Genomic DNA, 23,988 nt, shown 5'->3' on the forward strand with positions numbered 1-23,988 from the left:
TGCCGGTCCGGCCAGGACCGGCATTCGCCCATTACGCCGTGACGGCTTCTTCCTGGACTGCCGCAGGCTCGGTGACCGGCTGCCGGATCAGGTAGTCAAACGCGCTCAGCGCAGCTTTCGATCCCTCACCGGCCGCAATCACGATTTGCTTGTACGGCACGGTCGTCACGTCGCCTGCAGCAAACACGCCCGGCAAATTCGTGTGGCACTTGGCGTCGATCATGATCTCGCCAAACTTGTTAAGCTCCAGCGTCCCTTTGAGGAACTCGGTGTTCGGCACCAGCCCGATCTGGACAAACACGCCTTCCAGCGCCACATGGTGGACCTGCTCGCTGACGCGGTCACGGTAGCTGATGCCATTGACCTTCTGGCCGTCGCCCGTGATTTCGGTGGTCTGCGCATTGACGTGGATGTCGACATTGGGCAGGCTTTTGAGCTTCTTGACCAGCACCGCATCTGCCTTGAGCACATCGGCAAATTCGATCACCGTCACATGCTGGACGATGCCAGCGAGGTCAATTGCCGCTTCGATGCCGGAATTGCCCCCGCCAATGACAGCTACGCGCTTGCCCTTAAACAGCGGGCCGTCGCAGTGCGGGCAGTAAGCCACGCCCTTGTTCTTGTACTCGGCCTCGCCCGGCACATTCACATTGCGCCAGCGCGCGCCGGTGGAAATGATGACACTGCGCGAGCGCAGCACGCCGCCATTTTCCATGTGCACCGACACCATGCCGCCAGGCGCTGCCGCCGGCACAATGCGCGAGGCCCGCTGCAGGTTCATGATGTCTACATCGTAGTGGCGCACCTGCGCTTCGAGCGCGAGCGCAAACTTGGGGCCGTCGGTCTCGAGTACGGAAATATAGTTTTCGATGGCCATGGTGTCATTGGTCTGGCCGCCGAAGCGGTCCGCCGCAATACCCACGCGGATGCCCTTGCGCGCCGCATACACGGCAGCGGCCGCGCCGGCAGGTCCGCCACCGACGATCAGCACGTCATATGGCGCCTTTTCGTTGAGCTTGGCGGCATCGCGGTCGGCCGAATTGACGTCAAGCTTGGCCACGATTTCTTCCAGCGTCATGCGGCCCGATCCGAACAGTACGTCGTCCTTGAACACCATCGGCACCGCCATCACCTGGCGCGTTTCCACTTCATTCTGGTACATGCCGCCATCGATGATGACGGTATCAATATTGGGGTTGAAAATGGCCATGAGCGCCGCAGCCTGGACCACGTCCGGGCAGTTATGGCAGGACAGGGACATATAGACTTCAAAGTTGGCGGCGTCGAGCGACTTAATCTGCTCGATGATTTCGGGCGCGACCTTGGGCGGGTGGCCACCGGTCCACAGCAGGGCCAGCACCAGCGAGGTAAATTCGTGTCCCAGCGGGATGGCTGCGAAGCGTACGCCGCGCGTTTCGCCCTGGCGGGCAATCACAAACGATGGGGCGCGGACGTCCGTGCCGGACTCGTCAATGCTGACTTTATCGGACAGGCTGGCAATCTCGGCAAGCAGCTCACGCAGTTCCGCGCTCTTCGCGCTGTCGTCAAGCGTCGCGATCAGCATGATCGGGGTGCGCAGGTTTTGCAGGTAAGCCTGCAACTGGGTTTTGAGGGTAGCGTCGAGCATGGCCGGTATCCGTAAAAAAGGTGAACAGTGAAACAGGGGCGTGGATGCCGCCCCGCGAACGGGAGAGGCGCCAGGTGGCGCCCCCTCCCCTTGCCACAGTTAGATCTTGCCGACCAGGTCCAGCGATGGGGTCAGCGTCTTGGCGCCTTCATTCCACTTGGCAGGGCATACCTGGCCTGGGTTGGCGGCGACGAACTGGGCAGCTTTGAGCTTGCGCAGCGTTTCCTTGACATCACGCGCGATGGCGTTGTCGTGGATTTCCAGGGTCTTGATCTGGCCTTCCGGATTGACGATGAAGGTGCCGCGCAGGGCCAGGCCTTCTTCCTCGATGTGCACGCCAAAGCCGCGCGACAGAGCGTGGGTTGGGTCGCCAACCAGCGGGAACTGGGCCTTGCCGACAGCCGGCGAGGTCTCGTGCCATACCTTGTGCGAGAAGTGGGTGTCGGTGGTGACGATGTAGACTTCGGCGCCGGCTTTCTGGAATTCGGCGTAGTTGTCAGCAGCATCTTCCACTTCGGTCGGGCAGTTGAAAGTAAAGGCTGCTGGCATGAAAATGATGACCGACCATTTGCCCTTCATCGTTTCGTTCGAAACCTCAACGAATTTGCCGTTGTGGAAGGCTTGCGTTTTGAATGCTGGTACTTGGGTATTGATCAGTGACATGGAGATCCTCTTGTTATGGGTGCCGGTTAAGTAAAACTATCGAATGAGCAGAACTCATTGGAATCATGATACAACAAGAAGGTCCGCGCGCCGATTGGTTCTATTAATCGGTGTGATTGAAAATGCCATTGCCGGGCCGCCGGCAGCATGTGGCGCACCACTGAAAAATGGTGGCGAGCGCCCGGCCCGGTGGCAGGAGCGGCAAGGCAGTGGCGGCCCGGCGGCCGCCGCTGCTTGAGATGCGGTGCTAGGTGGGTGACTGGCGGCGCACGGCAATGGCCAGCGCACTGAGCGCCACCAGCAGCAACAGCTCCGAGGCCGGCTCGGCAACACGGCTGGCCGCGGACTGGGTACTGTTCAAGCCACTCTTGGCGGGACTCGCATGGGCTGCCGCCACCGCACCGCCGGCAAAGCTCTGGGCCGGCGCCTGGGCCAGCGAGGCTGTCAGCCGGTCAGGGGGCAATTCGCGCATGATGGAAGGATCTGCAGCCATGGTGACGGCCGATTGTGCCAGTTCCGGATCGACGAACTGATACGGCGCACCGGTGTGCCCCGCAGGCAGTCCGCCATCCTGGACCAGACCGGAGGGCGGCGTTTGCGCCTGTTCTTTGAGGTTTGCAGCCTGGGCGCCAGCAAAGAGCGCGCCAGTAAGGATTGCGCCAAAGACGAATTTATAATTCTTCATAGCATCATCTCTTGTTGATTTTGTATGAGCCATTAAAGCACAAATCGTAGTGAATTGACACTACTCAAACGCGTGCGCGGCCTATTTACAACGTACTTAACAGGCGGCAAAGAGACGAACACAACAGTTTTGCACGCACGAAAAAAAAGCGGCCATCGCTGGCCGCTCCCGGAAAACTGCGTTGTTGCTTAGCTATTAAAACCTTTGCCTTCGCTTGCCAGCTTGACCATCAGCGGCGCCGGCGCCCAGGCGTCGCCATGGCGGCCGCGCGCGTATTTCTCCATCGCGACCAGCACATTGGCCAGGCCCACGGTATCGGCGTAGAACATCGGGCCGCCGCGGAAGACGGGGAAGCCGTAGCCGGTCAGGTACACCATGTCGATGTCGGAAGCGCGCATGGCGATGCCCTCTTCCAGGATGCGCGCGCCTTCATTGACCAGTGAGTACACGAGGCGCTCCACAATTTCCTGGTCGCTGATCTTGCGGCGCTCCACGCCAATGTCGGCCGAGTGCTTGACGATCATGTCGTTGACTTCCTGCGACGGATAGGCCTTGCGGTCGCCCGCCTTGTAGTCGTACCAGCCGGCGCTGGTCTTCTGGCCAAATCGGTTCATCTCGCACAGCAGGTCGGCAGTCTTGGAATAGGTGATCTCGGGCGACTCCACGTAGCGGCGCTTGCGGATGTACCAGCCGATGTCATTGCCGGCCAGGTCGCCCATGCGGAACGGCCCCATGGCAAAGCCGAATTTTTCGACAGCTTTGTCCACCTGCTCCGGCAGGCAGCCTTCTTCCAGCAGGAAGCCGGCCTGGCGGCTGTACTGTTCGATCATGCGGTTACCGATAAAGCCGTCGCACACGCCCGACACCACGCCGGTCTTGCGCAGCTTTTTCGACAGCGCCAGGGTGGTGGCCAAGACGTCCTTGCCGGTCTGCTTGCCGCGCACGATTTCCAGCAGCTTCATGACGTTGGCGGGGCTGAAGAAGTGGGTGCCGACGACATCCTGCGGACGGCTGGTGAAGGCGGCGATCTTGTCCACGTCCAGCGTCGAGGTATTGGACGCGAGGATGGCGCCCGGCTTCATGACGGCGTCGAGCTGCTTGAACACCGACTCCTTCACGCCCATGTCTTCAAACACCGCTTCCACCACGATGTCGGCGTCTGCAATGTCGCTGTACGACAGCGTGCCGCTGATCAGGCCAACCCGCTGCTCGAATTTTTCGGGCGTCAGTTTGCCCTTCTTCATCGTGTTTTCGTAGTTCTTGCGGATCGTGGCGATGCCCTTATCGAGCGCTTCCTGCTTCGTTTCCAGCAGGACGACGGGAATGCCGGCGTTCACGAAGTTCATGGCGATACCGCCGCCCATGGTGCCGGCACCGATGACGGCAGCCTTCTTGATGTCGCGCGTTGGGGTATCGGCGGGAACGTCAGGCACCTTGCTGGCAACGCGCTCGGCAAAGAATGCATGGCGCAGCGACTTCGATTCCGGCGTCTGGATCAGGTGCAGGAAGCGTTCGCGCTCGAACTTGAGGCCATCGTCAAATTTTTTGGTGACCGACGCTGCCACGGTTTCCACGCATTCGAGCGGCGCCGGGAACGGGCCGGCCATGGCCTTGACGGTGTTGCGCGAAAACTGGAGGAAGGCTTCGTGGTTGGGATAGTCCACCTTGCGGTCGCGTACGCGCGGCAGCGGGCGCACATCGGCCACCTTGTTGGCAAACGCGACGGCCGATTCCAGCAGGTCGGCGCCGGCCGGGAACACTTCGTCGAACAGCGCCGTCTTGGCCAGTTTGTCCGACAGGATGGGGGTGCCGGAGACGATCATGTTCAGTGCCATTTCCAGGCCGAGCACGCGGGGCAGGCGCTGGGTACCGCCGGCGCCTGGCAGCAGGCCCAGTTTCACTTCCGGCAGCGCGATCTGGGCGCCAGGCAAGGCGACCCGGTAGTTGCAGCCCAGGGCCAGTTCCAGGCCACCACCCATGCATACCGTATGGATGGCGGCAACCACTGGCTTGGTCGACGATTCGGCCACGTTGATCAGGGTATGCAAGGTCGGCTCGGTGAGTGCCTTGGGCGAATTGAATTCCTTGATGTCCGCACCGCCGGAAAATGCCTTGCCGGCGCCGGTGATCACGATCGCCTTGACGGCGTCGTCGGCCAGCGCCTTGCGGATGCCGTTGACGGCGGCCGTGCGCGTTTCGAGACCTAAGCCATTGACTGGCGGGTTGTTGAATGTGATGACGGCTACACTGCCATTGACCTGGTATTCGGCACTCATGTCTCTTCCTTTATTAGTTAAAGCAATCTCTCAACTATACCCCATAATAGAACGGTCGTATTATTTTTTTGAGGGCTTTTTCATGGGCCCTGTGGGCACAGCGTACATGTGAAGTCCCAGCAAATCGCGGTTCTCACTGATGTTGCTTTCTCCTTTGCGCGCTGTTAATGGCACGACAGTGAAGCCGTCCGATAGTTCGTAGCGAATATGACCAAAGGATGTTAATTGCGGTTTGTTTAGCGGAAGTCCCGAGAAGAACGACACAGCACTCAGACAGCGCTCGGAAGGTGCATAATGAACCCGCAATCAGGAGGACAGTATGTCAACCAGACGCCGTCGCGCCTCGCCCGCTATCAATACGCCGGCCCCGGACAATCAGCAACTACCGGAAAACGCAATTGTCGAGAATGCCTATCCTCGTGTGCTCGGAGGGAAGGCGTTAAAGCAACTGGCGATACCCAAATCACTTTTGCCCGGCCCGGCAAAGCCCCGCGAACCTGGCACTACAGTTAAAGCATCTGATTTGGCCCAGATTCTTGCAGCGATAAAGGCCAGAAGGCGGTAGCTTGGTAACCTTCAATGTTGAGGATGAAGCAGGCTTCGTGGCTCCTTGGAATTTTTGGGAGAATCCGCGCAAGCCGAGGTGCTAAGTGCATTACTGAATATTGCCGATGCCTCGCTCTCATGGGACGAGTTCGTTGACAAGCACGGTTCTCGCGTGATCCTGGCCGGCCACGATACCTATCCCGGTGCCGACCCGCTATACTGGTTTGCGGTGGTCGGGGCTTCGGGCGCCATTTATCAGATCGCCGGGAAAGGTCCGTATGGCCAAGTCATCGTCTGCTCAGCGGTTTTGAGGTGACATTGAAGCCCATGGGACACCGTCGTTTGAACTGACGGCCCAGCCGAAGCATGGCGCAACTCAACGGGGACGCACGTCCAAAAATTGCTTTGGACGTGCGTCGACACCAATCAAACCTCCAGCCACTCCTTGCGCACCGTCGCATTCTCCTTCAGCTGGGCCGGCGAGCCTTCGAACACGATCGCGCCGTGCCCCATCACGTACAGGCGCTGCGAGATATCAAGCGCAATGGCCAGCTTCTGCTCCACCAGCAGGACCGAGACGCCCTTCTCCTTCAGCGCCATCAAATACTCCGCCACCAGTGCCACGATCTTGGGCGCCAGTCCTTCGGTCGGCTCGTCGATCATGATCAGGTCCGGGTCGCCCATGAGCGTGCGGCACAGGGTGAGCATCTGCTGCTCGCCGCCCGAGAGAAAGCCCGCGGCCACCGCGCGCCGCTCTTCCAGCCGCGGAAACATGCGGTACATGTCGGCCAGCGTCCAGCGGCCCGTCTTGCCGGTCTTCTTCTGACCGAGGATCAGGTTCTGTTCCACCGTCAGGGTCGGGAAGATGTCGCGGTTCTCGGGCACATAGCCCAATCCCTTATGGGCAATCTGGAATGCCTTCAGTCCCCGCAGCTCCTGTCCCTTGAATCGCACGGAACCGGTCGATTCCACCTGCCCCATGACAGCCTTGACGAGCGTCGAGCGCCCCACTCCATTGCGCCCGAGCAGGCTGACAATTTCGCCCTCGCCGATATGCAGGTCGACGCCATGCAGGATGTGGCCCTTGCCGTAGAACGCATGCAGGTCCTTCACTTCGAGGATATTGTTCATGCCAGCTCCTCGCTCGCTTCGTGGCCCAGGTAAGCCGCCTGCACGGCCGCATTGCTGCGGATATTGGCCGGCGTGTCGCAGGCGATCACTTCGCCATACACCAGCACCGCGATCTTGTCGGCCAGGCCGAATACCACGCTCATGTCATGCTCCACCATCACCAGTGATTTGCCCTCGGTGACGCGGCGGATCAGTTCCACGGCGGCGTCCGATTCCGAGCGACTCATGCCGGCCGTCGGTTCATCGAGCAGGATCACGTCCGCCCCTCCTGCAATGGTGATGCCGATTTCAAGCGCCCGCTGTTCGGCGTACGTGAGCACACCGGCCAGCACATTGCGCTGGCGCTGCAGGCCAATCTGTTCGAGCACCTGCTCGGCGCGCACGTGCGCGTCGCGCAGGCCGCCGAGGCGCTGCCAGAACGAATACTTGTAGCCCAGCGACCAGAGCACGGCGCAGCGCAGGTTTTCGTACACCGACAGGCGGTCGAACAGGTTACTGATCTGAAAACTGCGCGCCAGGCCAAGGCGATTGATCTGGAATGGCGTCAGGCCGCTGATGCTGCTGCCGTTGAGGCGAATGTCGCCGCCTGAAATGCCAAAGCGGCCCGACACCAGGTTGAACAGGGTGGACTTGCCGGCACCATTGGGACCGATCACCGCCACCCGCTCGCCCTTCGCGACCGACAGGCTGGCGCCGCGGATGATCTCCGACTTGCCAAAGCTCTTGCGTACATCCAGCAGTTCAAGTGCAGCTGTCATATTGGTAGTAGTCTGTTGGGTCATGCCGCACTCCCGCGCTGTTTGGCCGCGATTTCGGCGTTCACGTCATGCCATACCGCGCTGTAGCCCGGCTGGAGCACCCGGTACAGGACAATGGCCACCGCTGCCAGGCCGGCGGCGATGAGCCACGGCGTGACGGTCTTGGTGTCGATGGCGTAGCCGGCGCGCGTCATGACGCTGCCATTGGCGCCTTCGAGGGTGAGGTGGTACAGCATCTCCACACCGAGCACCAGGCCGGCCAGGCCAAGCAGGCTCGCTACAAGCAGGCCCGCGAGGGGCTTCCAGATGCGGGCAAACTTGCCAAAGCTGGCAACCCGCAGCAGCAACAGGATCAGGCTGGCCAGGCCGGCCGGCGCATAGCGCACCAGCAGGATGAAGAACAGGCCAAGGTACAGCTGCCAGGCCGGCGTGTACTCGGACAGCATCACCGAAAAGAACACCCCGACCACGGCGCCGATCAGGGGACCGAAGAAGAAGCCGATACCGCCAATGAAGACGAACAGCAGCACCGCGCCTGAGCGGATGGCGCTGACGTTTTCGGCGCTGACGATCTCGAAATTGATCGCGCCCAGGCCACCGGAGATGCCGGCGAAGAAAGCGGACAGAATCAGGGTCAGGTAGCGCACCCACTGGGTGTTATAGCCGATGAATTCGACCCGCTCCGGGTTGTCGCGCACGGCATTGACCATGCGCCCGAGCGGCGTCTGGGTGAACGCGAACATGGCAATGGTGCTGATGAAGAGCCAGAACGCGATCAGATAGTAGACCTGGATCTGGGGGCCGTACGTCACGCCAAACAGTCCTTCGCCGCGCACCCGGTTGGTGGTGACGCCACCCTCGCCGCCGAAAAAGCCGGGGAACATGAGCGAACTGGCAAACACCAGCTCCACCAGGCCAAGCGTGATCATGGCGAAGGTGGTGCCGGACTTCTTGGTCGTCACGTAGCCAAACAGGACGCCAAAAGCCATGCCGGCGACGCCACCGACGAGCGGAATGAGCGAGGTCGGAATCGCCGCGCCGATGCCGGCACTGTTCATGGCGTGGACGGCAAAAAAGGCGCCCAGCCCGGAATAGACGGCGTGGCCGAACGAGAGCATGCCGCCCTGCCCCAGCAGCATGTTGTACGACAGGGCAAAGATCATGAGGGTGCCGATCTGCGACAGGATCGACAGCGATGCCCCTTCGGTGAAGATCTTCGGCGCCACGACCAGGATCAGGGCAAACAGGCCCCACACGAAATAGCGGGAAAGGTTAACTGGAGCGTACTTCATTCGCGCGTCCCCATCAGCCCCTTGGGGCGGAAGATCAGAATCAGGACCAGCAGCAGGTATGGCAGGATGGCCGCACTCTGGGCAATGGTCAGGTTAAGCAGGTCGTAGCCCGGCGTGCCGGCCTCCACGCTGCCTCCCAGGGCGGTCACGATGGACATGAGCGAATAGTCGAGTGCCACCGCAAAGGTCTGCAAGACGCCAATGAGCAGCGACGCGACAAAGGCGCCGGCCAGCGAACCCATGCCGCCGACGACGACCACCACAAAGATAATGCTGCCCACCGTGGCGGCCATGCCAGGTTCGGTGACAAAGGCATTGCCCCCGATGACACCTGCCAGGCCGGCCAGCGCGCAGCCGCCGGCAAACACCCACATGAAGATGCGCGGCACATTGTGGCCAAGCGCTTCCACGGCATCGGGATGGGTAAGCGCGGCCTGGATCACGAGGCCGACGCGGGTGCGCGTGAGCACCAGGTAGATTGCCACGAGCATGGACAGCGCGACGAGCATCATGAAGCCGCGGTACATGGGGAAACTGGTGGAAAACAGGGTGAACAGCGGCCCGTCGAGCTCCGGGGGAATGGGGTAGCTGACGGCGGCCCGGCCCCAGACCAGCTGGACCAGTTCGACGATCAGGAAGGACAGGCCAAAGGTGAACAGCAGTTCGGGGATATGGCCGTACTTGTGCAGTGGACGCAGGCCGTAACGCTCAACGAGCGCGCCCATCAAGCCTACCGCCACTGGCGCCAGAACGAGCGCCGGCCAGTAGCCGACGACGGAACTGATGGTGTACGCCATGTAGGCGCCGAGCATGTAGAAACTGGCGTGCGCAAAATTGAGCACGCCCATCATGCTGAAAATAAGTGTGAGGCCGGACGAGAGCATGAACAGCAGCAGGCCGTAACTGACCCCGTTCAGCAGCGTGAACAGCGTGAATTCCATGGGAGGATCGCAGACAAAAACAAAAGTGAACGACGTGTTGAAAGACGCGGTGGAGGTCTATCCCTCCACCGCGCACGCGCGTGACGCAGGCCCGGCTTATTTAGGCGATGGCCGCTTCATCTGGCAGGAAGTCGGCTGCGTGGCGTAGTAGGCATCGATCTTCTTGTCCATCTTCCAGCCGTAACCGGTGTTTTCCTGGTCATACTTGACGGTTTTGCCGTCCACTTTGGTCCAGGTGCCGATGTACAGCGGCTGCTGCAGTTGATGGTCGACCTTGTTCATGGTGACCTGGCCGTTGAGGCTATTGAACTTGGCGCCTTCCATGGCAAACGCCACCTTGACCGGGTCGGTGGATTTGGCCTGCTTGATGGCCTGGGCCAGCATGCCGATGCTGCTGTGGGTCTGGGCCGTGTAGTAGTCATCGTTGTACTTCTTCTTGAAGCCTTCCACGATTTCCTTGCCGGCGTTGTTCTCGGCATTGACCATCCAGTTGCCGACGATCTTGACACGGTCGGCGCCGGCCGCGCCCATGGCCGTTGGGACGCCCGTGGTCACGCCATAGTAGGTGTAGAAATCGGCCTTGAGGTCGGCATCCTTGGCCGCGCGGATCAGCAGCGCCAGGTCGGCACCCCAGTTGCCGGTGATGACGGTATCGGCACCGGACGCCTTGATCTTGGCCACGTACGGCGAGAAATCCTTGACCTGGGCAATCGGGTGCAGGTCGTCGCCGACGATCTTGACGTCCGGGCGCTTGCGCTTGAGGTAAGCCTTCGCTGCGCGGCTGACGGCCTGGCCAAAGGCGTAGTTCTGGCCAATGATGTAGACATTCTTGACGTTCTTGTCCGTGGCCATGTACGAGGTGAGCGCTTCCATCTTCATGTCGGAATTGGCGTCAAAACGGAAGTGCCAGAAGCTGCACTTGCTGTTGGTCATGTCCGGATCGATGGCGGCGTAATTCAGGAACACCACTTCCTTGCCCGGGTTGCGCTCGTTGTGCTTGTTGATCGCGTCCAGCAGGGCCAGGCCGACGCCGGACCCATTGCCCTGGGTGATGTAGCGGTAGCCCTGGTCGATGACGGCCTTGAGCTGGGTGAGCGACTCTTGCGGGCTGCCCTTGTTGTCAAAGCCCACCACCTGGATGGTGTGCTCGCCCGCCCACTTTTGCTGGTTGGCCAGGTCGGCAATGGTCTGGAAGCTCTTGAGCTGGTTCTGGCCCACCGGGGCGAAGGGTCCCGACAGTGGGTCAATGAATGCAATCTTGACTGTCTCTGCCTGGGCAGCGGCGGACAGCAATGCGAGTGAAACGGCCAGGGTCAACGGGCGAATGTTCTTGATCATGTGTCTCCATCCTTCTATTTTCTAAACTGGGTCTATGCCCACTGCAGCGAAGTGCTGCCCTTCATGAAACGCAAAAACGGTACGCTAGGCTGTCGCCAGCTTGTGCTCCTTGAACTGTTCACGCAGCTTGTTCTTTTGCACCTTGCCGGTGGCGCCCATGGGCAGCGCGTCGACAAAGACAACGTCGTCCGGCGTCCAGAACTTGGCGATTTTTCCTTCAAAGAATGCGATCAGCTCGTCGCGCGTGACTTCCTGGCCCGGACGTTTGATCACCACCAGCAGCGGACGTTCATCCCATTTTGGATGGGCGATCCCCACGCAGGCAGCCTGCAGCACGGCCGGATGCGCCATGGCGATGTTTTCCAGGTCGATGGTGCCAATCCATTCGCCGCCGGACTTGATCACATCCTTGCTGCGGTCGGTGATCTGCATGTAGCCGTCGGCATCAATGGTGGCCACGTCGCCGGTCGGGAACCAGCCATCCTGGAGCACGTCGCCACCCTCGTTCTTGAAGTAGCTGCTGATGATCCACGGCCCCTTGACCAGCAGGTGGCCATAGGTGGTCCCGTCCCAAGGCAATTCCTTGCCGCTGTCGTCGACAATTTTCATGTCCACACCAAAGACGGCATGGCCCTGCTTTTGCAGGATCTTGCGCTGTTCTTCCTTGGGCAGCGACAAATGCTTGGCCTGCAAGCCGCCCGCCGTTCCCAGCGGCGACATTTCCGTCATGCCCCAGGCGTGGATGACTTGCACGTCGAGCTTGTCGATGAGGGTGTCCATCATGGCCGGCGGACAGGCCGAGCCGCCAATGACGGTGCGGCGGAACGTGGAAAACTTGAGATTGTTTTGCAGTGCATGATTTACCAGGCCCAGCCACACGGTGGGCACGCCGGCCGAGAATGTCACGCCTTCGGCTTCAAACAGTTCGTACAGCGACTTGCCGTCGAGCGCGGCGCCCGGGTACACCATCTTGGCGCCGGACAGCAGGACCGAATACGGAAGGCCCCAGGCATTGACGTGGAACATCGGCACCACCGGCAGCACCGTATCGGCCGCCGACACGTTCAGCGCGTTCGGCATGGCCGAACCATAGGCGTGCAGCACGGTCGAACGGTGGGAGTACAGCGCACCCTTGGGATTGCCCGTGGTGCCGGACGTGTAGCACAGGGATGCGGCAGCATTTTCGTCAAACACGGGCCACTGGTATTGGTCCGAACTGCCGGCCATGAGTTCTTCATAGCACAGCAGATTGGCGATCTTGCTCTCCTGCGGCATGCGGTCGCGTTCGGCCATGAGCACAAAGCCCTTGACGCTCTTGCAGTGCGCGGCAATGGCTTCAATCAGCGGCAGGAAGGTGAGGTCAAAGAACAGGTACTGGTCTTGCGCATGGTTGCAGATGTAGGCCAGCTGCTCGGGGTGCAGGCGCGGATTGATCGTATGCAGCACCGCGCCGGAACCGGAGACAGCGTAATACAGCTCCATGTGGCGGTAGCCATTCCAGGCCAGGGTCGCCACCCGTTCGCCCATGGTCACGCCCAGATCCTGAAGGACATTGGCCAATTTCCTGGCCCGGTCGTGGCAGTCGCGGTAGGTATATCGGTGCATGTCGCCCTCAACCCGGCGCGACACAATTTCGGTAGTGGGATAGTGCTTGGCTGCGAATTCGAGAATGCTGGAAATGAGCAATGGCTGGCTCATCATCTGGCCCATCAACGGACTTGCCTGGTATGACGTCATCGACTCTCCTGTAACGCATTGCGGTAGGAATGATCAGTTTCGTACGACCGTGCTAAAACAGTCAATGCTTTTCGATGGTGCGGTGCAACAAGCTGCGCGGGGAACCCTCTTTCGCACTTTTTCAGTGCAATTGCAGCCGACATCCGGTGGTTTTTCGCGAACGAACCGTTTTTGGTCCTTACGGTAAAATCAGCGCATCACTAGCCACCGCAACTGGAACTGCCATTACTGCCATCGACCTGCCTTTTGAGAATTCGTTCGCGGAACTGCCGCCGGCGTTTTATACCCGCCTCATGCCTACACCGCTGCGCGAGCCCTACTTTGTGGCAGCCAGCGCCCGGGCCGCACAGCTGGTCGGCCTGACAGCAGCCGATTTGGCGGGCGACGATTATGTTGCTGTCTTTACGGGCAACACGGTGCCCACGCGCGCCGCGCCCCTGTCGGCAGTCTATTCGGGCCATCAGTTTGGCGTGTGGGCCGGGCAGCTTGGCGATGGGCGCGCCATCTTGCTGGGGGAACTGGCAGGACCGCAAGGGCCCATGGAATTGCAGCTCAAGGGGGCCGGCATGACGCCCTATTCCCGCATGGGCGATGGCCGGGCCGTGCTGCGCTCGTCCATCCGGGAGTTTTTGTGTTCGGAGGCGATGGCTGCGCTCAACATTCCTACCACGCGCGCGCTCATGATTACCGGCTCGGACCAGGGCGTGATGCGCGAAACGGTGGAAACATCGGCCGTCTGCACGCGCATGGCGCCCAGTTTCGTGCGCTTTGGCTCCTTCGAGCACTGGTTTTACCGCGACAAGCCGGAGCAATTGCGCACGCTGGCCGATTACGTCATCAACACGTTCTACCCGGAGCTGGCGGGCGACTCCAACCCGTACACATCGCTGCTGGCGGAAGTGTCGCGCCGCACCGCGCACATGATTGCGCACTGGCAGGCGGTGGGATTCATGCATGGCGTGATGAACACCGACAACATGTCCATCCTGGGCCTGACCCTGGACTACGGGCCATTCGGCTTTATGGAAGCCTTTGATTCCCAGCACATCTGCAACCATACCGACCAGCAAGGCCGCTATTCGTATGCCAACCAGCCCCAGATCGGGCACTGGAACTGCTTCGCGCTGGGCCAGGCGCTGCTGCCCTTGATTGGCAGCTTGGAAGACGCGCAGGAAGCGCTGGCCGTGTACGAGCCCGCCTTCGCCGCCAAGATCGACGAACTGCTGCACGCCAAGCTGGGGCTGGAACTGGTGCGCGACGACGACCACCAGCTGTTTGCCGACATGTTTGCACTGCTGCAGGCCACCCATGTCGACTTTACGCAGTTTTTCCGCCGCCTCGGCATGCTGCAGGTGGAGCAGCCGGAGCTGGACGCGCCCGTGCGCGACCTGTTCATCGACCGCGACGCCTTCGACACCTGGGCCGCCGCCTACCGCACGCGATTGCGCATGGAAAGCCGCAACGACATTGCCCGCCGCCGCGCCATGGATGGCGTCAATCCCAAGTACGTACTGCGCAACTACCTGGCCCAGGTGGCCATCGAAAAAGCCCAGAAAAAGGATTTTTCAGAGGTGGCAAAGCTGCTGGCCATCCTCGAACATCCCTTTGACGAGCAGCACGAGCACGAAGCCTACGCCGCCCTGCCACCGGACTGGGCCAGTCACCTTGAGGTAAGCTGCTCTTCCTGAACCGACCGCATCATCACAGAAAGCGACCATGACAGACAAAGTTACCAAGAGCGACGCCGAATGGCGCGCCATGCTCGACCCCATGCAATACCAGGTCACGCGCCACGCTGCCACCGAGCGCGCCTTTACCGGGGAATTCTGGGATCACCACGAGCACGGCATCTACACTTGCGTGTGCTGCAATACGCCCCTGTTCGCCTCCGACACCAAGTTCGATTCCGGCTGCGGCTGGCCCAGCTACTTCAAGGCACTCGACCCGGCCAATGTGATTGAGAAGGTTGACCGCACGCATGGTATGCTGCGCACCGAAATTATCTGTGCCGTGTGCGACGCCCACCTGGGACATGTCTTCCCCGACGGGCCGCCGCCCACAGGCTTACGTTATTGCATTAATTCCGCCTCCCTGCGGTTCGACCCTACTTAAACGATGAAATTTCTGTTCGACTTTTTCCCGATCCTGCTCTTTTTCGGGGTCTTCAAGCTGGCCGAGGTGTTCGAGCCGACCGCGCACAGCCTGGTCACCACCTACCTGGGGGGCATGATCGCCGGCGGCACCATCAAGCCGGACCAGGCGCCGATCATGCTCGCGACCGTGGTGGCGATCCTTGCCACGACGCTGCAGATTGCCTACGTCAAGGCGCGCGGCCGCAAGGTCGACCTCATGCTGTGGGTATCGTTTGCCATCATCACCATTTTCGGCGGCTTGACCATCTACCTGCATGACGACAATTTCATCAAGTGGAAGCCGACCCTGATCTACCTGATCTTTGCGCTCGGCATGCTCATTGCCCAGTTTGGATTTCGCAAGAACCTCATGCGCGAAGCCATGGAATCGCAGCTCAAGCTGCCTGATGATGTCTGGAGCAAGGTGGGCCTGTCGTGGGCGGCATTCTTCCTGTTCTTAGGTGTGCTCAACCTGCTCGTGGCCTTTGTCATCTTTGAAGGCAATACCAGTGCCTGGGTCAGCTTCAAGGTCTTCGGCATTACCGGGCTGATGTTCGTGTTCATCATTGGCCAGACGGTGATGCTGTCGAAATACATCGAAGCGGAGGACGACAAGGCCGACGACAAGATCGTCAAGGACCAGGCATGAGCGCCGATACCCGCATGGAACGCATCCGCGCCCAGCTGCAGCAAGCGCTGGCGCCGTCGCTGCTGGAACTGACCGATGAATCGGCCCTGCACGCCGGCCACGCCGGTGCTGCCTCCGGCGGCGGGCATTACCGGCTTAAAATTGTCTCCAGCCAATTCGAGGGGCAGAGACTCGTCATGCGACATCGACTCGTGTATGATTCCGTGCACGCTATGATGCACAGCGAGATCCACGCCCTGGCCATCACTGCGCTGGCACCGTCAGAAGTGTAGCCCTTGCGGGTTCAGCGTGTCTTAAGAAATCTGTCTGACAATTGCAGCGCCAGTAAAAACAATTCAACGAAACTTTGTCCAGTAACTGTCTTCTTCAGGAAAATCCATAATGACTTTTAAGCCAGCCCGCTTGCTGTTAGCACTGATCGCCGTTGCTGCAATGCCTGCATTTGCCCAGAACGCCGCCGTGGTCAACGGCAAGCCAATCCCGACTTCGCGCGTGGATAACTTCGTCAAGCAGGTCGTGGCCCAGGGCCAGCAGCAGGATTCCAAGGAACTGCGCGAAGCGATCAAGCAAGACCTGATCGCCCGCGAAGTCATGATGCAGGAAGCGGTCAAGCAGGGTTTCGACAAGAACGAGCTCGTCAAGCAGCAGCTGGAAGCGGCGCGCCAGCAGATCGTGGTCAGCGCCATGATGCGCGAGCATGCCAAGAAGCAGCCCATTAGCGAAGCCGAAATCAAGGCCGAGTATGACCGCTTCAAGGCCCAGAACGGCGACAAGGAATACCATGTGCGCCATATCCTGACCGAGACGGAAGCCGCCGCCAAGGACGTGATCGCCAAGCTCAAGGCCGGCGCCAAGTTCGAAGACCTGGCCAAGACCTCCAAGGATACCGGTTCGGCCAATTCCGGCGGCGACCTTGACTGGGCAACGCCTTCGTCGTTCCCCAAGCCGTTCGCTGATGCTTTCGTCGGCCTGCAAAAAGGCGCAGTGACCCAGACCCCGGTGCAGACCCAGAACGGGTGGCACGTGATCAAGGTGGACGACACGCGCCCGGCCAAGATTCCTGCGCTGGCAGAGCTGAAGCCGCAGATCACCGAGTCGCTGCAACAGCGCAAGCTGCAGGCGTACCAGGAAGAGCTGTTCAAGAAAGCCGTGATTAAGTAAGTTGATCGTTCAGGACGGCCCGTGCCTTGCCCGGGCCATGTCTGTAAATTTGATAGGATTGATACAATGATTTTGAAGCCTGCCCGTCTGATCGTAGCCCTGGTCGCCCTGTCAGCCGCTCCTGCATTTGCCCAGGTCGCCGCCACGGTGAACGGCAAGCCGATTCCAAACTCGAAAATTGACCTCATCGTCAAGCAAGTCGTTGCCCAAGGCAAGCAGACCGATACGCCACAATTGCGCGATGCGATCAAGCGTGACCTGATCAACCGCGAAGTGCTGATCCAGGAAGCCGACAAGCAAGGTTTTGGCACCCGTGCGGATGTAAAAGCTGCGCTGGACAATGCGCGCCAGAGCATCATCATCAATGCCATGCTGGCGGACTACGTGCGCAAGAATCCCGTCAAGGAAGCCGACGCGCGCGCCGAGTACGAGCGTTACAAGTCGCAAATGGGTGACAAGGAATACCATGCCCGCCACATCCTGGTACCCACCGAAGAAGAAGCCAAGGGCGTGATCGCCAAGCTGAAGACCGGCAGCAAGTTCGAGGACCTGGCCAAGGCGCAGTCCAAGGACGGCTCTGCAGCCAACGGCGGCGACCTCGACTGGGCCAGCCCGGCCAACTTCGTGCCGGAATTTTCCAAGGCCATGGTGGAACTGAAAAAAGGCGCCATCACCGAAGTGCCGGTCAAGACCCAGTTCGGCTACCACGTCATCAAGCTCGAAGACAGCCGTGCAGCGAAGATCCCCGCTTTCGACGACGTCAAGCAGCAGGTCGTGGAGCAGATGCAGCAGCGCAAGCTGGCCCAGTTCCGCGAAGAGCTGATGAAGAAAGCGACGATCAAGTAATCGTTGTTGGATTAAAAAAGCCGCCACTAAAAATGGCGGCTTTTTTTTACGTCTGTCGTCAGATCATGCATGGCCGATGCCGCCGTCGCTGGTACAAGGCGGCGCCAGGCGCATGATCAGGGCCGAACAGAATCGGCGCGTGCCGAACCTGATCCGCTTGATGGTGTGCAGCGCGATACCTCGACGTCCAATAATGTGAGCGTGAAGGTTTCACCTGCGCTGCAGACCAGCTGGCCCGACCTTGCGCCAGCTGTACCGCGCCAAACTTTCCGCGAGCCTAGCCCACCCATTTCCGCGCATTGCGGAACATGCGCATCCATGGCGAATCTTCGCCCCACGCTTCTGGATGCCAGGATTGCTGCACGGTGCGGAACACCCGCTCCGCGTGCGGCATCATGACCGTAAAGCGCCCATCGGCCGTGGTGACCGCTGTCAGGCCCGCGGGCGAGCCGTTTGGATTGAACGGATAACGCTCGGTGGCCTCGCCCCGGTTATCGACATAGCGTAGCGACTTGACCACTGCGCCAATGTCGCCCGTCTGCGAGAAATCGGCAAAACCTTCGCCGTGGGCGATCGCAATGGCCGTCTGCGTGCCAGCCATGCCATTGAAGAAGATGGAAGGCGAGTCGAGTACTTCCACCATCGCAAAGCGCGCCTCGAACTGCTCGGACTTGTTGCGGGTGAACTTGGGCCAGGCCTGGGCACCGGGGATGATTGATTTCAGGTTGCTCATCATCTGGCAGCCATTGCACACGCCCAGGCCAAAGCTGTCGCTGCGGGCGAAGAAGCGGGCAAACTGCTCGGCCAGCTGTTCATTGAACAGGATGGTCTTGGCCCAGCCTTCGCCCGCGCCCAGCACGTCCCCGTATGAGAAGCCGCCCACGGCGATCATGCCCTGGAAGTCGTCCAGTTTGGCGCGGCCTGCAATCAGGTCGCTCATGTGCACGTCCACGGCCGTGAAGCCCGCCTGGTGCATCACCCAGGCTGTCTCGATATGCGAATTGACGCCCTGCTCGCGCAGGATTGCCACGCGCGGACGCACGCCGGTGGCCAAAAACGGCGCCGCCACATTGTCTGCCAGGTCGAAGGTGATCTTGGGCGAAATGCCAGGATCGGTTTCATCAAGCAGGCGGTCGTATTCGCTGTCGGCGCAGGCCGGATTGTCGCGCAGGCGCGCAATGCGCCAGCTCGTTTCGCTCCACAGGCGGTGCAGCGCGCTGCGTTGTTCGCTGTAGATGACTTTTGCGTCGCGCGTCAGTTCAATCGCGCTGCGCTCATTGAGCTTGCCGATGATGTGGCTGCAGGCGCCCAGGTTGAAATCGCGCAGCACGTTCATGACGGCAGTCTTGTCCTCGGCACGCACCTGGATCACGGCGCCCAGCTCTTCGGCGAACAGGGCGCGCAGGGTCAGCTCGTTGCGCCGTTCGGCCACCTGGCCGGTCCAGTTCTTGGCGTCGCCCCAGTCGGCCGCGTGCTCGCCTTCGAGCGTGAGGATGTCCAGGTTGACCGTCACGCCGGTGCGGCCGGCGAATGCCATCTCGCACAAGGTGGCGAACAGGCCGCCGTCCGAGCGGTCGTGATAGGCCAGCAGCTTGCCGTCCCGGTTCAACTGCTGGATGGCGCCAAAGAAGGCCTTCAGGTCGTCCGCGCTGTCCACGTCCGGCACCTCATTGCCCAGCTGCTGGGTCACCTGCGACAGTGCCGAGGCGCCAAGACGGTTCTTGCCCCGTCCAAGGTCGATCAGGATCAGGGCCGTGTCACCGCTGTCGGTCTTGAGCTGCGGCGTCAGCGAACGGCGGATGTCGGTCACGGGGGCAAACGAGGAGACAATCAGCGACACCGGCGAGACCACCGCCTTGGATTCATCCTGGTCGCGCCAGGTGGTGCGCATCGACAGCGAGTCCTTGCCCACCGGGATACTGATGCCAAGGGCCGGGCACAGGTCCATGCCGACTGCCTTGACGGTGTCGAACAGCGCGGCATCCTGGCCGGGCTGGCCGCAGGCCGCCATCCAGTTGGCCGACAGCTTGATGTCCGAAATATCGCCAATTGCGGCAGCGGCGATGTTGGTCACCGCCTCGCCCACGGCCATGCGGCCCGAGGCAGCAGCGTCGATCACCGCCAGCGGCGTGCGCTCGCCCATGGCCATCGCCTCGCCGAGATAACCCTCGAAGCTCATCGCCGTGACGGCGCAATCGGCCACCGGCACCTGCCATGGGCCCACCATCTGGTCGCGTACCGTGGTGCCGCCCACGGTACGGTCGCCAATGGTGATCAGGAAGGACTTGTCGCCCACGGTGGGCAGCAGCAGCACGCGGCGGGCCACATCGCCCAGTTCCAGGCCGGTGAGCTCGACCGGCGGGAAGTCGTTGTGGACGCGGTGCGCATCGCGCTGCATCTTGGGCGGTTTGCCGAGCAAAACATCCATTGGCATGTCGACCGGGTAGTTGCCCTGCTCCGGGTCGATCAGCTTGAGCTGGCGTTCCTCGGTTGCCACGCCCACCGGCGCAAACAGGCAGCGCTCGCGCTCGCACATGGCGGTAAACAGCGCCAGGTTTTCCGGCGCGATGGCCAGCACATAGCGTTCCTGCGACTCATTGCTCCAGATTTCCTTTGGCGCCATGCCGCTTTCTTCCAGCGGTATCTTGCGCAGGTCGAAAATCGCACCGCGCTTGGCGTCATTGGTAATTTCGGGAAAGGCGTTGGACAGGCCACCCGCGCCCACGTCGTGGATCGAGATGATGGGATTGTCCGCGCCCATTTGCCAGCAGCGGTTGATCACTTCCTGCGCGCGCCGCTCCATTTCGGGATTGCCGCGCTGGACCGAATCGAAATCCAGGTCGGCGGTGTTGGTACCGGTGGCCATGGATGATGCGGCGCTGCCGCCCATGCCGATGCGCATGCCGGGGCCGCCCAGCTGTACCAGCAGGCTGCCCACCGGGATGTCGTTCTTGTGGGTGTGCTGGCCGGAGATGTTGCCGATGCCTCCGGCGATCATGATCGGCTTGTGGTAGCCATACACGGTGTCCGGGGCGCCTGCGACCAGGCGGCCCACGTTCTGTTCATAGGTGCGGAAGTAGCCGCCCAGGACCGGACGGCCAAACTCGTTGCTGAAGGCGGCGCCGCCCAGGGGGCCCTCGATCATGATCTGCAGGGGCGAGGCAATGCGGTCCGGCTTGCCGTACGCAGGCGCGCTGGCGCGCGCGGCAGCGCCGGCCGTAACGCTGGCCGCGTTCTCCCATGGCCGCACGGCGTCCGGTAGCATCAGGTTGGACACGGTAAAGCCGGTCAGGCCTGCCTTTGGCTTGGCGCCGCGGCCGGTTGCGCCTTCGTCGCGGATCTCGCCGCCGGCGCCGGTGGAGGCGCCGGGGAACGGTGAAATGGCCGTGGGGTGGTTGTGCGTTTCCACCTTCATCAGCGTGTGCGTCAGTTCCGACGACGCCGCGTATTCGTGCTGGTCGCCGCGCGGGTAGAAGCGCGTGACGGTCGCGCCTTCCATGATGGACGAATTATCGCTGTAGGCGACGATCGTGCCCTTGGGCTGGAGCTGGTGGGTGTTTTTGATCATCTGGAACAGGGACTTGTCCTGCGCCTGGCCGTCCACAATCCAGTCGGCGTTGAAGATCTTGTGGCGGCAATGCTCGCTGTTAGCCTGCGCGAACATCATCAGTTCGACGTCGGTCGGGTTGCGGCTGGCGCGCGTGAAGGCTTCGAGCAGATAATCGATTTCGTCTTCCGACATGGCCAGGCCCAGGTCCGTGTTGGCCTTTTCCAGCGCGTGCCTGCCTGCGCCGATCACGTCGATCGACTCAAACGGCTTCGCTTCGAGCTCGCGGAACAGGTGCACCGCATCATCGGCGCTGCGCAGTACACTTTCGGTCATGCGGTCATGCAGGAGCGCGGCCACCGCGTCGGTTTCACTCTCCGACAGGTGCCTGGCGGCCCCCAGGCTGGTGCCCAGCAGCCCGCTTTTCAGCACCACCGTGTAGGCCACGCCGCGTTCGATGCGGCGGATGTGGGCCATGCCGCAGTTGTGCGCGATGTCGGTTGCCTTGGACGCCCATGGCGAAATGGTACCGAGGCGCGGGATGACAAAGAATGCCTCGGTCGCGCCATCGGCACCGCTGCCATCGAATGGCTCGCCGTAGGTGAGCATGGCTTCCAGCCTGGCCTGGTCTTGCCCGGAGAGGGGGACGCTGGCATCGATGAAATGGTAAAAGCGGGCCCGAACACCCACAATCGCGGGCGCGACTGCTTGCAGTTGGGTCAGGAGGCGTTGGCTACGAAATGCGGACAGGGCATTGGAACCCGGCAGAATCAACATGGTTGGGAGGTGGTTGATGCAGCGTGGCTGCGGGTTAAAGTGGAAACCTTTAGGCCGGTATTATACCGCGTTGCACCATCGTCAGCGAGCGTTGCGGCCGGCCGACTGCAAGCGGGTTTTTCCGGCATTTGTGTCCCGTACGCTGTCAAGTCTTTGACAAGAATGCCGTTACCTTCTATAAGTGAATGGTATGAGTGATTCGAGAGCGAGAAGCATGCAAGAGAACAGCAACCTGTCGGTCCTGGTCATCGACCCCAATCCCGGTATGCGCGGCAGCCTGCAGAACATGCTCAATCTGGCCGACATCACCAAGATCGAGTTTGCCGTCAGTTCGGGCACGGCCATCAAGCAGCTGTCCAAGCGCTCCTACGACATCATCCTGTGCGAATACGATCTCGGTGGCGGCACTGACGGCCAGGATGGCCAGCAGCTGCTTGAGGACCTGCGCCACCACAAGCTCATCGGCCTGCTCACCATTTTCATCATGATCACGTCCGAGGGCGTCTACAGCAAGGTGGTGAGCGCGGCCGAACTGGCGCCGACCGACTACATCCTCAAGCCGTTCACGGTCGATGTGCTGTCCGGGCGCATTGCGCGCGCCATCGAGCGGCGCAACGCCTTCCTGCCGGCCTACCAGCAAATTGGCCAGAACAATCCACGCGAAGCGATCAAGCTGTGCGCCGCGGGCGAAACGGCCCATCCGCGCTACGCGAGCGATTTTGTGCGCCTGCGCGCCGAATTGCATGTGAGCCTGAACGAACTGGCCGAAGCCGAAGCGCTGTACAAGGCCGTTCTGGACGCAAAACCCATCGGCTGGGCCCAGCTTGGTCTTGGGCGCACCCTGTTTGCCCAGGGGCGTACCGAGGAGGCCCAGGAAGTGCTCGCGCGGCTGGTGGCAGACAATCCCAAGATGATGGCTGCCTACGATTTGCTGGCGCGCTGCCGCGAGGCGGCCGGCGACGCCCAGGGCGCGCAGCGCATCCTGGAAAACGCCGTGGCGATTTCCCCGCACGTGGTACGGCGTTTGCGCCGCCTGGGCGAAGTGGCGCTCGAAGCCGGGGACGTGGCCGCGGCCGAAAAATCGTTCAAGACGGTGGTGGCCAAGGCAAAGTATTCGGAGTTCCGCAATCCCGAAGATCACGTCAACCTGGTCAAGACGCTCATCAAGAAGGGGGACCCGGCGCAAGCCAGTGCCGTCATCCGCGACATGGAAAAGTCCTTGCGCGGCAATCCCAACACCGATGTCTGCCGCGCCATTACCACGGCCATGCTGCACCAGGCGGCGGGCAACAATGCGGCCATGGTCAGCGAGCTGGGCACTGCCGTACAAGGCGTCCGGAGCGCCGCGGGCCTGTCGAGCGAGCTCAAGATCGGGCTGGCCAGGAGCTGCCTGACGAGCAAGCTGGACAAGGAGGCGTCCGACGTCATGCTGGCGGTCATGAATGATGTCAACAGCGGCGTCACGATGCAGCAAGCCATGGCCGTGTTCCAGAAAGCCGGGCGGGCAGACCTGGCCGAAGGCATGACAGTCCAGCTCAGGCAGCAATCGAATGAACTGATCGGGGTGGCCAACGAAAAAACCAATATGGGCGACCTCAAGGGCGCGGTGCAGACCCTGCTCGAGGCGCTGCACAAGAGTCCGGGAAGCCTGGAAGTGATGGTGGCGCTGGCCAAGGGGATCGGGCGCCAGCTCGATGAGCTGGGCTGGGACCACCAGCTGGGCGAAGTCTGGGCGCGCCAGATCGACAATATCCGCCAGCTCGACTACAAGCATCCCGAGCTTGCCAAGGTGAACGAGACTTATCTCGCTACCAAGCGCAAGTACGGCATGGCGGTCTGACGACCGGCGCCGGCCGGCCCGGGCGGCGCCGGCTGCCCGGTG

General features: G+C 61.3%; 19 protein-coding genes. 8 read left to right on the forward strand and 11 right to left on the reverse strand.

Annotated elements, in window-relative coordinates; all coding sequences use genetic code 11:
- Positions 1–31 precede the first annotated feature (31 nt).
- From ahpF to KY495_RS21070, 4 genes are all read right to left on the reverse strand, one after another.
- Complete coding sequence (gene ahpF, locus KY495_RS21055) at positions 32–1,627, reverse strand: alkyl hydroperoxide reductase subunit F (protein WP_219881246.1); 1,596 nt, start codon at positions 1,625–1,627, stop codon at positions 32–34.
- 99 nt (positions 1,628–1,726) lie between these two features.
- A complete protein-coding gene (gene ahpC / locus KY495_RS21060; RefSeq protein ID WP_219881247.1) occupies positions 1,727–2,290 on the reverse strand; it encodes an alkyl hydroperoxide reductase subunit C in 564 nt (187 codons plus the stop codon).
- Between the two features lie 247 nt (positions 2,291–2,537).
- On the reverse strand, positions 2,538–2,975 hold the full coding sequence (locus tag KY495_RS21065; protein ID WP_219881248.1) for a hypothetical protein: 438 nt from the start codon (positions 2,973–2,975) through the stop codon (positions 2,538–2,540).
- Positions 2,976–3,163: 188 nt separating this feature from the next.
- Positions 3,164–5,251: a 3-hydroxyacyl-CoA dehydrogenase NAD-binding domain-containing protein gene (locus KY495_RS21070; protein ID WP_219881249.1), complete on the reverse strand. Its 2,088-nt coding sequence runs from the start codon at positions 5,249–5,251 to the stop codon at positions 3,164–3,166.
- A 610-nt stretch (positions 5,252–5,861) separates the two neighbouring features.
- Between KY495_RS21070 and KY495_RS21075 the strand changes: the two genes are divergently transcribed.
- Positions 5,862–6,113 (forward strand): hypothetical protein, encoded by a 252-nt coding sequence (locus KY495_RS21075; RefSeq protein ID WP_219881250.1) that lies wholly within the window; start codon positions 5,862–5,864, stop codon positions 6,111–6,113.
- A 110-nt stretch (positions 6,114–6,223) separates the two neighbouring features.
- Here the strand turns inward: KY495_RS21075 and KY495_RS21080 are convergent, their stop codons facing one another.
- The 6 genes from KY495_RS21080 to KY495_RS21105 all read right to left on the reverse strand — a co-directional run bounded on the left by KY495_RS21080 (position 6,224) and on the right by KY495_RS21105 (position 12,994).
- Positions 6,224–6,928, reverse strand: a complete 705-nt coding sequence (locus tag KY495_RS21080) for an ABC transporter ATP-binding protein (RefSeq protein WP_219881251.1) — start codon at positions 6,926–6,928, stop codon at positions 6,224–6,226.
- Positions 6,925–7,686: an ABC transporter ATP-binding protein gene (locus tag KY495_RS21085; protein WP_219884364.1), complete on the reverse strand. Its 762-nt coding sequence runs from the start codon at positions 7,684–7,686 to the stop codon at positions 6,925–6,927. Before KY495_RS21085 ends, KY495_RS21080 begins: the two co-directional genes overlap by 4 nt.
- 20 nt (positions 7,687–7,706) lie before the next feature.
- Positions 7,707–8,978, reverse strand: coding sequence for a branched-chain amino acid ABC transporter permease (locus tag KY495_RS21090; RefSeq protein ID WP_219881252.1), 1,272 nt, complete (start codon positions 8,976–8,978; stop codon positions 7,707–7,709).
- Entirely contained in the window at positions 8,975–9,919 is a 945-nt protein-coding gene (locus KY495_RS21095; RefSeq protein ID WP_219881253.1) for a branched-chain amino acid ABC transporter permease, read from the reverse strand. The genes KY495_RS21090 and KY495_RS21095 overlap by 4 nt, the downstream gene beginning before the upstream one ends.
- 96 nt (positions 9,920–10,015) lie before the next feature.
- A complete protein-coding gene (locus tag KY495_RS21100; protein ID WP_374041014.1) occupies positions 10,016–11,254 on the reverse strand; it encodes a branched-chain amino acid ABC transporter substrate-binding protein in 1,239 nt (412 codons plus the stop codon).
- Positions 11,255–11,341: 87 nt separating this feature from the next.
- The gene (locus tag KY495_RS21105) at positions 11,342–12,994 is read right to left on the reverse strand and encodes a 3-(methylthio)propionyl-CoA ligase (protein ID WP_307728214.1); all 1,653 of its coding nucleotides are present in this window, start codon (positions 12,992–12,994) and stop codon (positions 11,342–11,344) included.
- A gap of 188 nt (positions 12,995–13,182) precedes the next feature.
- Between KY495_RS21105 and KY495_RS21110 the strand changes: the two genes are divergently transcribed.
- From KY495_RS21110 to KY495_RS21135, 6 genes are all read left to right on the forward strand, one after another.
- Positions 13,183–14,682 carry a YdiU family protein gene (locus tag KY495_RS21110; RefSeq protein WP_374041015.1) on the forward strand — a complete coding sequence of 500 codons (1,500 nt, stop codon included), beginning with the start codon at positions 13,183–13,185 and terminating at the stop codon, positions 14,680–14,682.
- 28 nt (positions 14,683–14,710) lie between these two features.
- A complete protein-coding gene (gene msrB / locus KY495_RS21115) occupies positions 14,711–15,106 on the forward strand; it encodes a peptide-methionine (R)-S-oxide reductase MsrB (RefSeq protein ID WP_219881256.1) in 396 nt (131 codons plus the stop codon).
- A gap of 3 nt (positions 15,107–15,109) precedes the next feature.
- A complete protein-coding gene (locus KY495_RS21120) occupies positions 15,110–15,775 on the forward strand; it encodes a septation protein A (protein ID WP_219881257.1) in 666 nt (221 codons plus the stop codon).
- Complete coding sequence (locus KY495_RS21125) at positions 15,772–16,047, forward strand: BolA family transcriptional regulator (protein ID WP_219881258.1); 276 nt, start codon at positions 15,772–15,774, stop codon at positions 16,045–16,047. The genes KY495_RS21120 and KY495_RS21125 overlap by 4 nt, the downstream gene beginning before the upstream one ends.
- Before the next feature lie 109 nt (positions 16,048–16,156).
- The gene (locus KY495_RS21130) at positions 16,157–16,936 is read left to right on the forward strand and encodes a peptidyl-prolyl cis-trans isomerase (RefSeq protein WP_219881259.1); all 780 of its coding nucleotides are present in this window, start codon (positions 16,157–16,159) and stop codon (positions 16,934–16,936) included.
- Between the two features lie 66 nt (positions 16,937–17,002).
- Positions 17,003–17,782: a peptidylprolyl isomerase gene (locus KY495_RS21135; protein ID WP_219881260.1), complete on the forward strand. Its 780-nt coding sequence runs from the start codon at positions 17,003–17,005 to the stop codon at positions 17,780–17,782.
- A gap of 277 nt (positions 17,783–18,059) precedes the next feature.
- On the opposite strand, the gene purL is transcribed toward KY495_RS21135, so the two are convergent.
- Positions 18,060–22,106 carry a phosphoribosylformylglycinamidine synthase gene (gene purL / locus KY495_RS21140; RefSeq protein WP_219881261.1) on the reverse strand — a complete coding sequence of 1,349 codons (4,047 nt, stop codon included), beginning with the start codon at positions 22,104–22,106 and terminating at the stop codon, positions 18,060–18,062.
- Positions 22,107–22,320: 214 nt separating this feature from the next.
- On the opposite strand from purL, the gene KY495_RS21145 reads away from it, so the two are divergent.
- Entirely contained in the window at positions 22,321–23,946 is a 1,626-nt protein-coding gene (locus tag KY495_RS21145) for a tetratricopeptide repeat protein (RefSeq protein WP_219881262.1), read from the forward strand.
- The last annotated feature ends 42 nt before the right edge of the window (positions 23,947–23,988 follow it).

The organism is Massilia sp. PAMC28688, assembly GCF_019443445.1.
Classification (GTDB): domain Bacteria; phylum Pseudomonadota; class Gammaproteobacteria; order Burkholderiales; family Burkholderiaceae_D; genus Telluria_A.

Excerpts from the sequence above, each read along its gene's own strand:
- ahpF (WP_219881246.1), bottom strand. The coding sequence starts at position 1,627 with ATGCTCGACGCTACCCTCAAAACCCAGTTGCAGGCTTACCTGCAAAAC.
- ahpC (WP_219881247.1), bottom strand. The coding sequence starts at position 2,290 with ATGTCACTGATCAATACCCAAGTACCAGCATTCAAAACGCAAGCCTTC.
- KY495_RS21065 (WP_219881248.1), bottom strand. The coding sequence starts at position 2,975 with ATGAAGAATTATAAATTCGTCTTTGGCGCAATCCTTACTGGCGCGCTC.
- KY495_RS21070 (WP_219881249.1), bottom strand. The coding sequence starts at position 5,251 with ATGAGTGCCGAATACCAGGTCAATGGCAGTGTAGCCGTCATCACATTC.
- KY495_RS21080 (WP_219881251.1), bottom strand. The coding sequence starts at position 6,928 with ATGAACAATATCCTCGAAGTGAAGGACCTGCATGCGTTCTACGGCAAG.
- KY495_RS21085 (WP_219884364.1), bottom strand. The coding sequence starts at position 7,686 with ATGACAGCTGCACTTGAACTGCTGGATGTACGCAAGAGCTTTGGCAAG.
- KY495_RS21090 (WP_219881252.1), bottom strand. The coding sequence starts at position 8,978 with ATGAAGTACGCTCCAGTTAACCTTTCCCGCTATTTCGTGTGGGGCCTG.
- KY495_RS21095 (WP_219881253.1), bottom strand. The coding sequence starts at position 9,919 with ATGGAATTCACGCTGTTCACGCTGCTGAACGGGGTCAGTTACGGCCTG.
- KY495_RS21105 (WP_307728214.1), bottom strand. The coding sequence starts at position 12,994 with ATGACGTCATACCAGGCAAGTCCGTTGATGGGCCAGATGATGAGCCAG.
- msrB (WP_219881256.1), top strand. The coding sequence starts at position 14,711 with ATGACAGACAAAGTTACCAAGAGCGACGCCGAATGGCGCGCCATGCTC.
- KY495_RS21120 (WP_219881257.1), top strand. The coding sequence starts at position 15,110 with ATGAAATTTCTGTTCGACTTTTTCCCGATCCTGCTCTTTTTCGGGGTC.
- KY495_RS21125 (WP_219881258.1), top strand. The coding sequence starts at position 15,772 with ATGAGCGCCGATACCCGCATGGAACGCATCCGCGCCCAGCTGCAGCAA.
- KY495_RS21130 (WP_219881259.1), top strand. The coding sequence starts at position 16,157 with ATGACTTTTAAGCCAGCCCGCTTGCTGTTAGCACTGATCGCCGTTGCT.
- KY495_RS21135 (WP_219881260.1), top strand. The coding sequence starts at position 17,003 with ATGATTTTGAAGCCTGCCCGTCTGATCGTAGCCCTGGTCGCCCTGTCA.
- purL (WP_219881261.1), bottom strand. The coding sequence starts at position 22,106 with ATGTTGATTCTGCCGGGTTCCAATGCCCTGTCCGCATTTCGTAGCCAA.
- KY495_RS21145 (WP_219881262.1), top strand. The coding sequence starts at position 22,321 with ATGCAAGAGAACAGCAACCTGTCGGTCCTGGTCATCGACCCCAATCCC.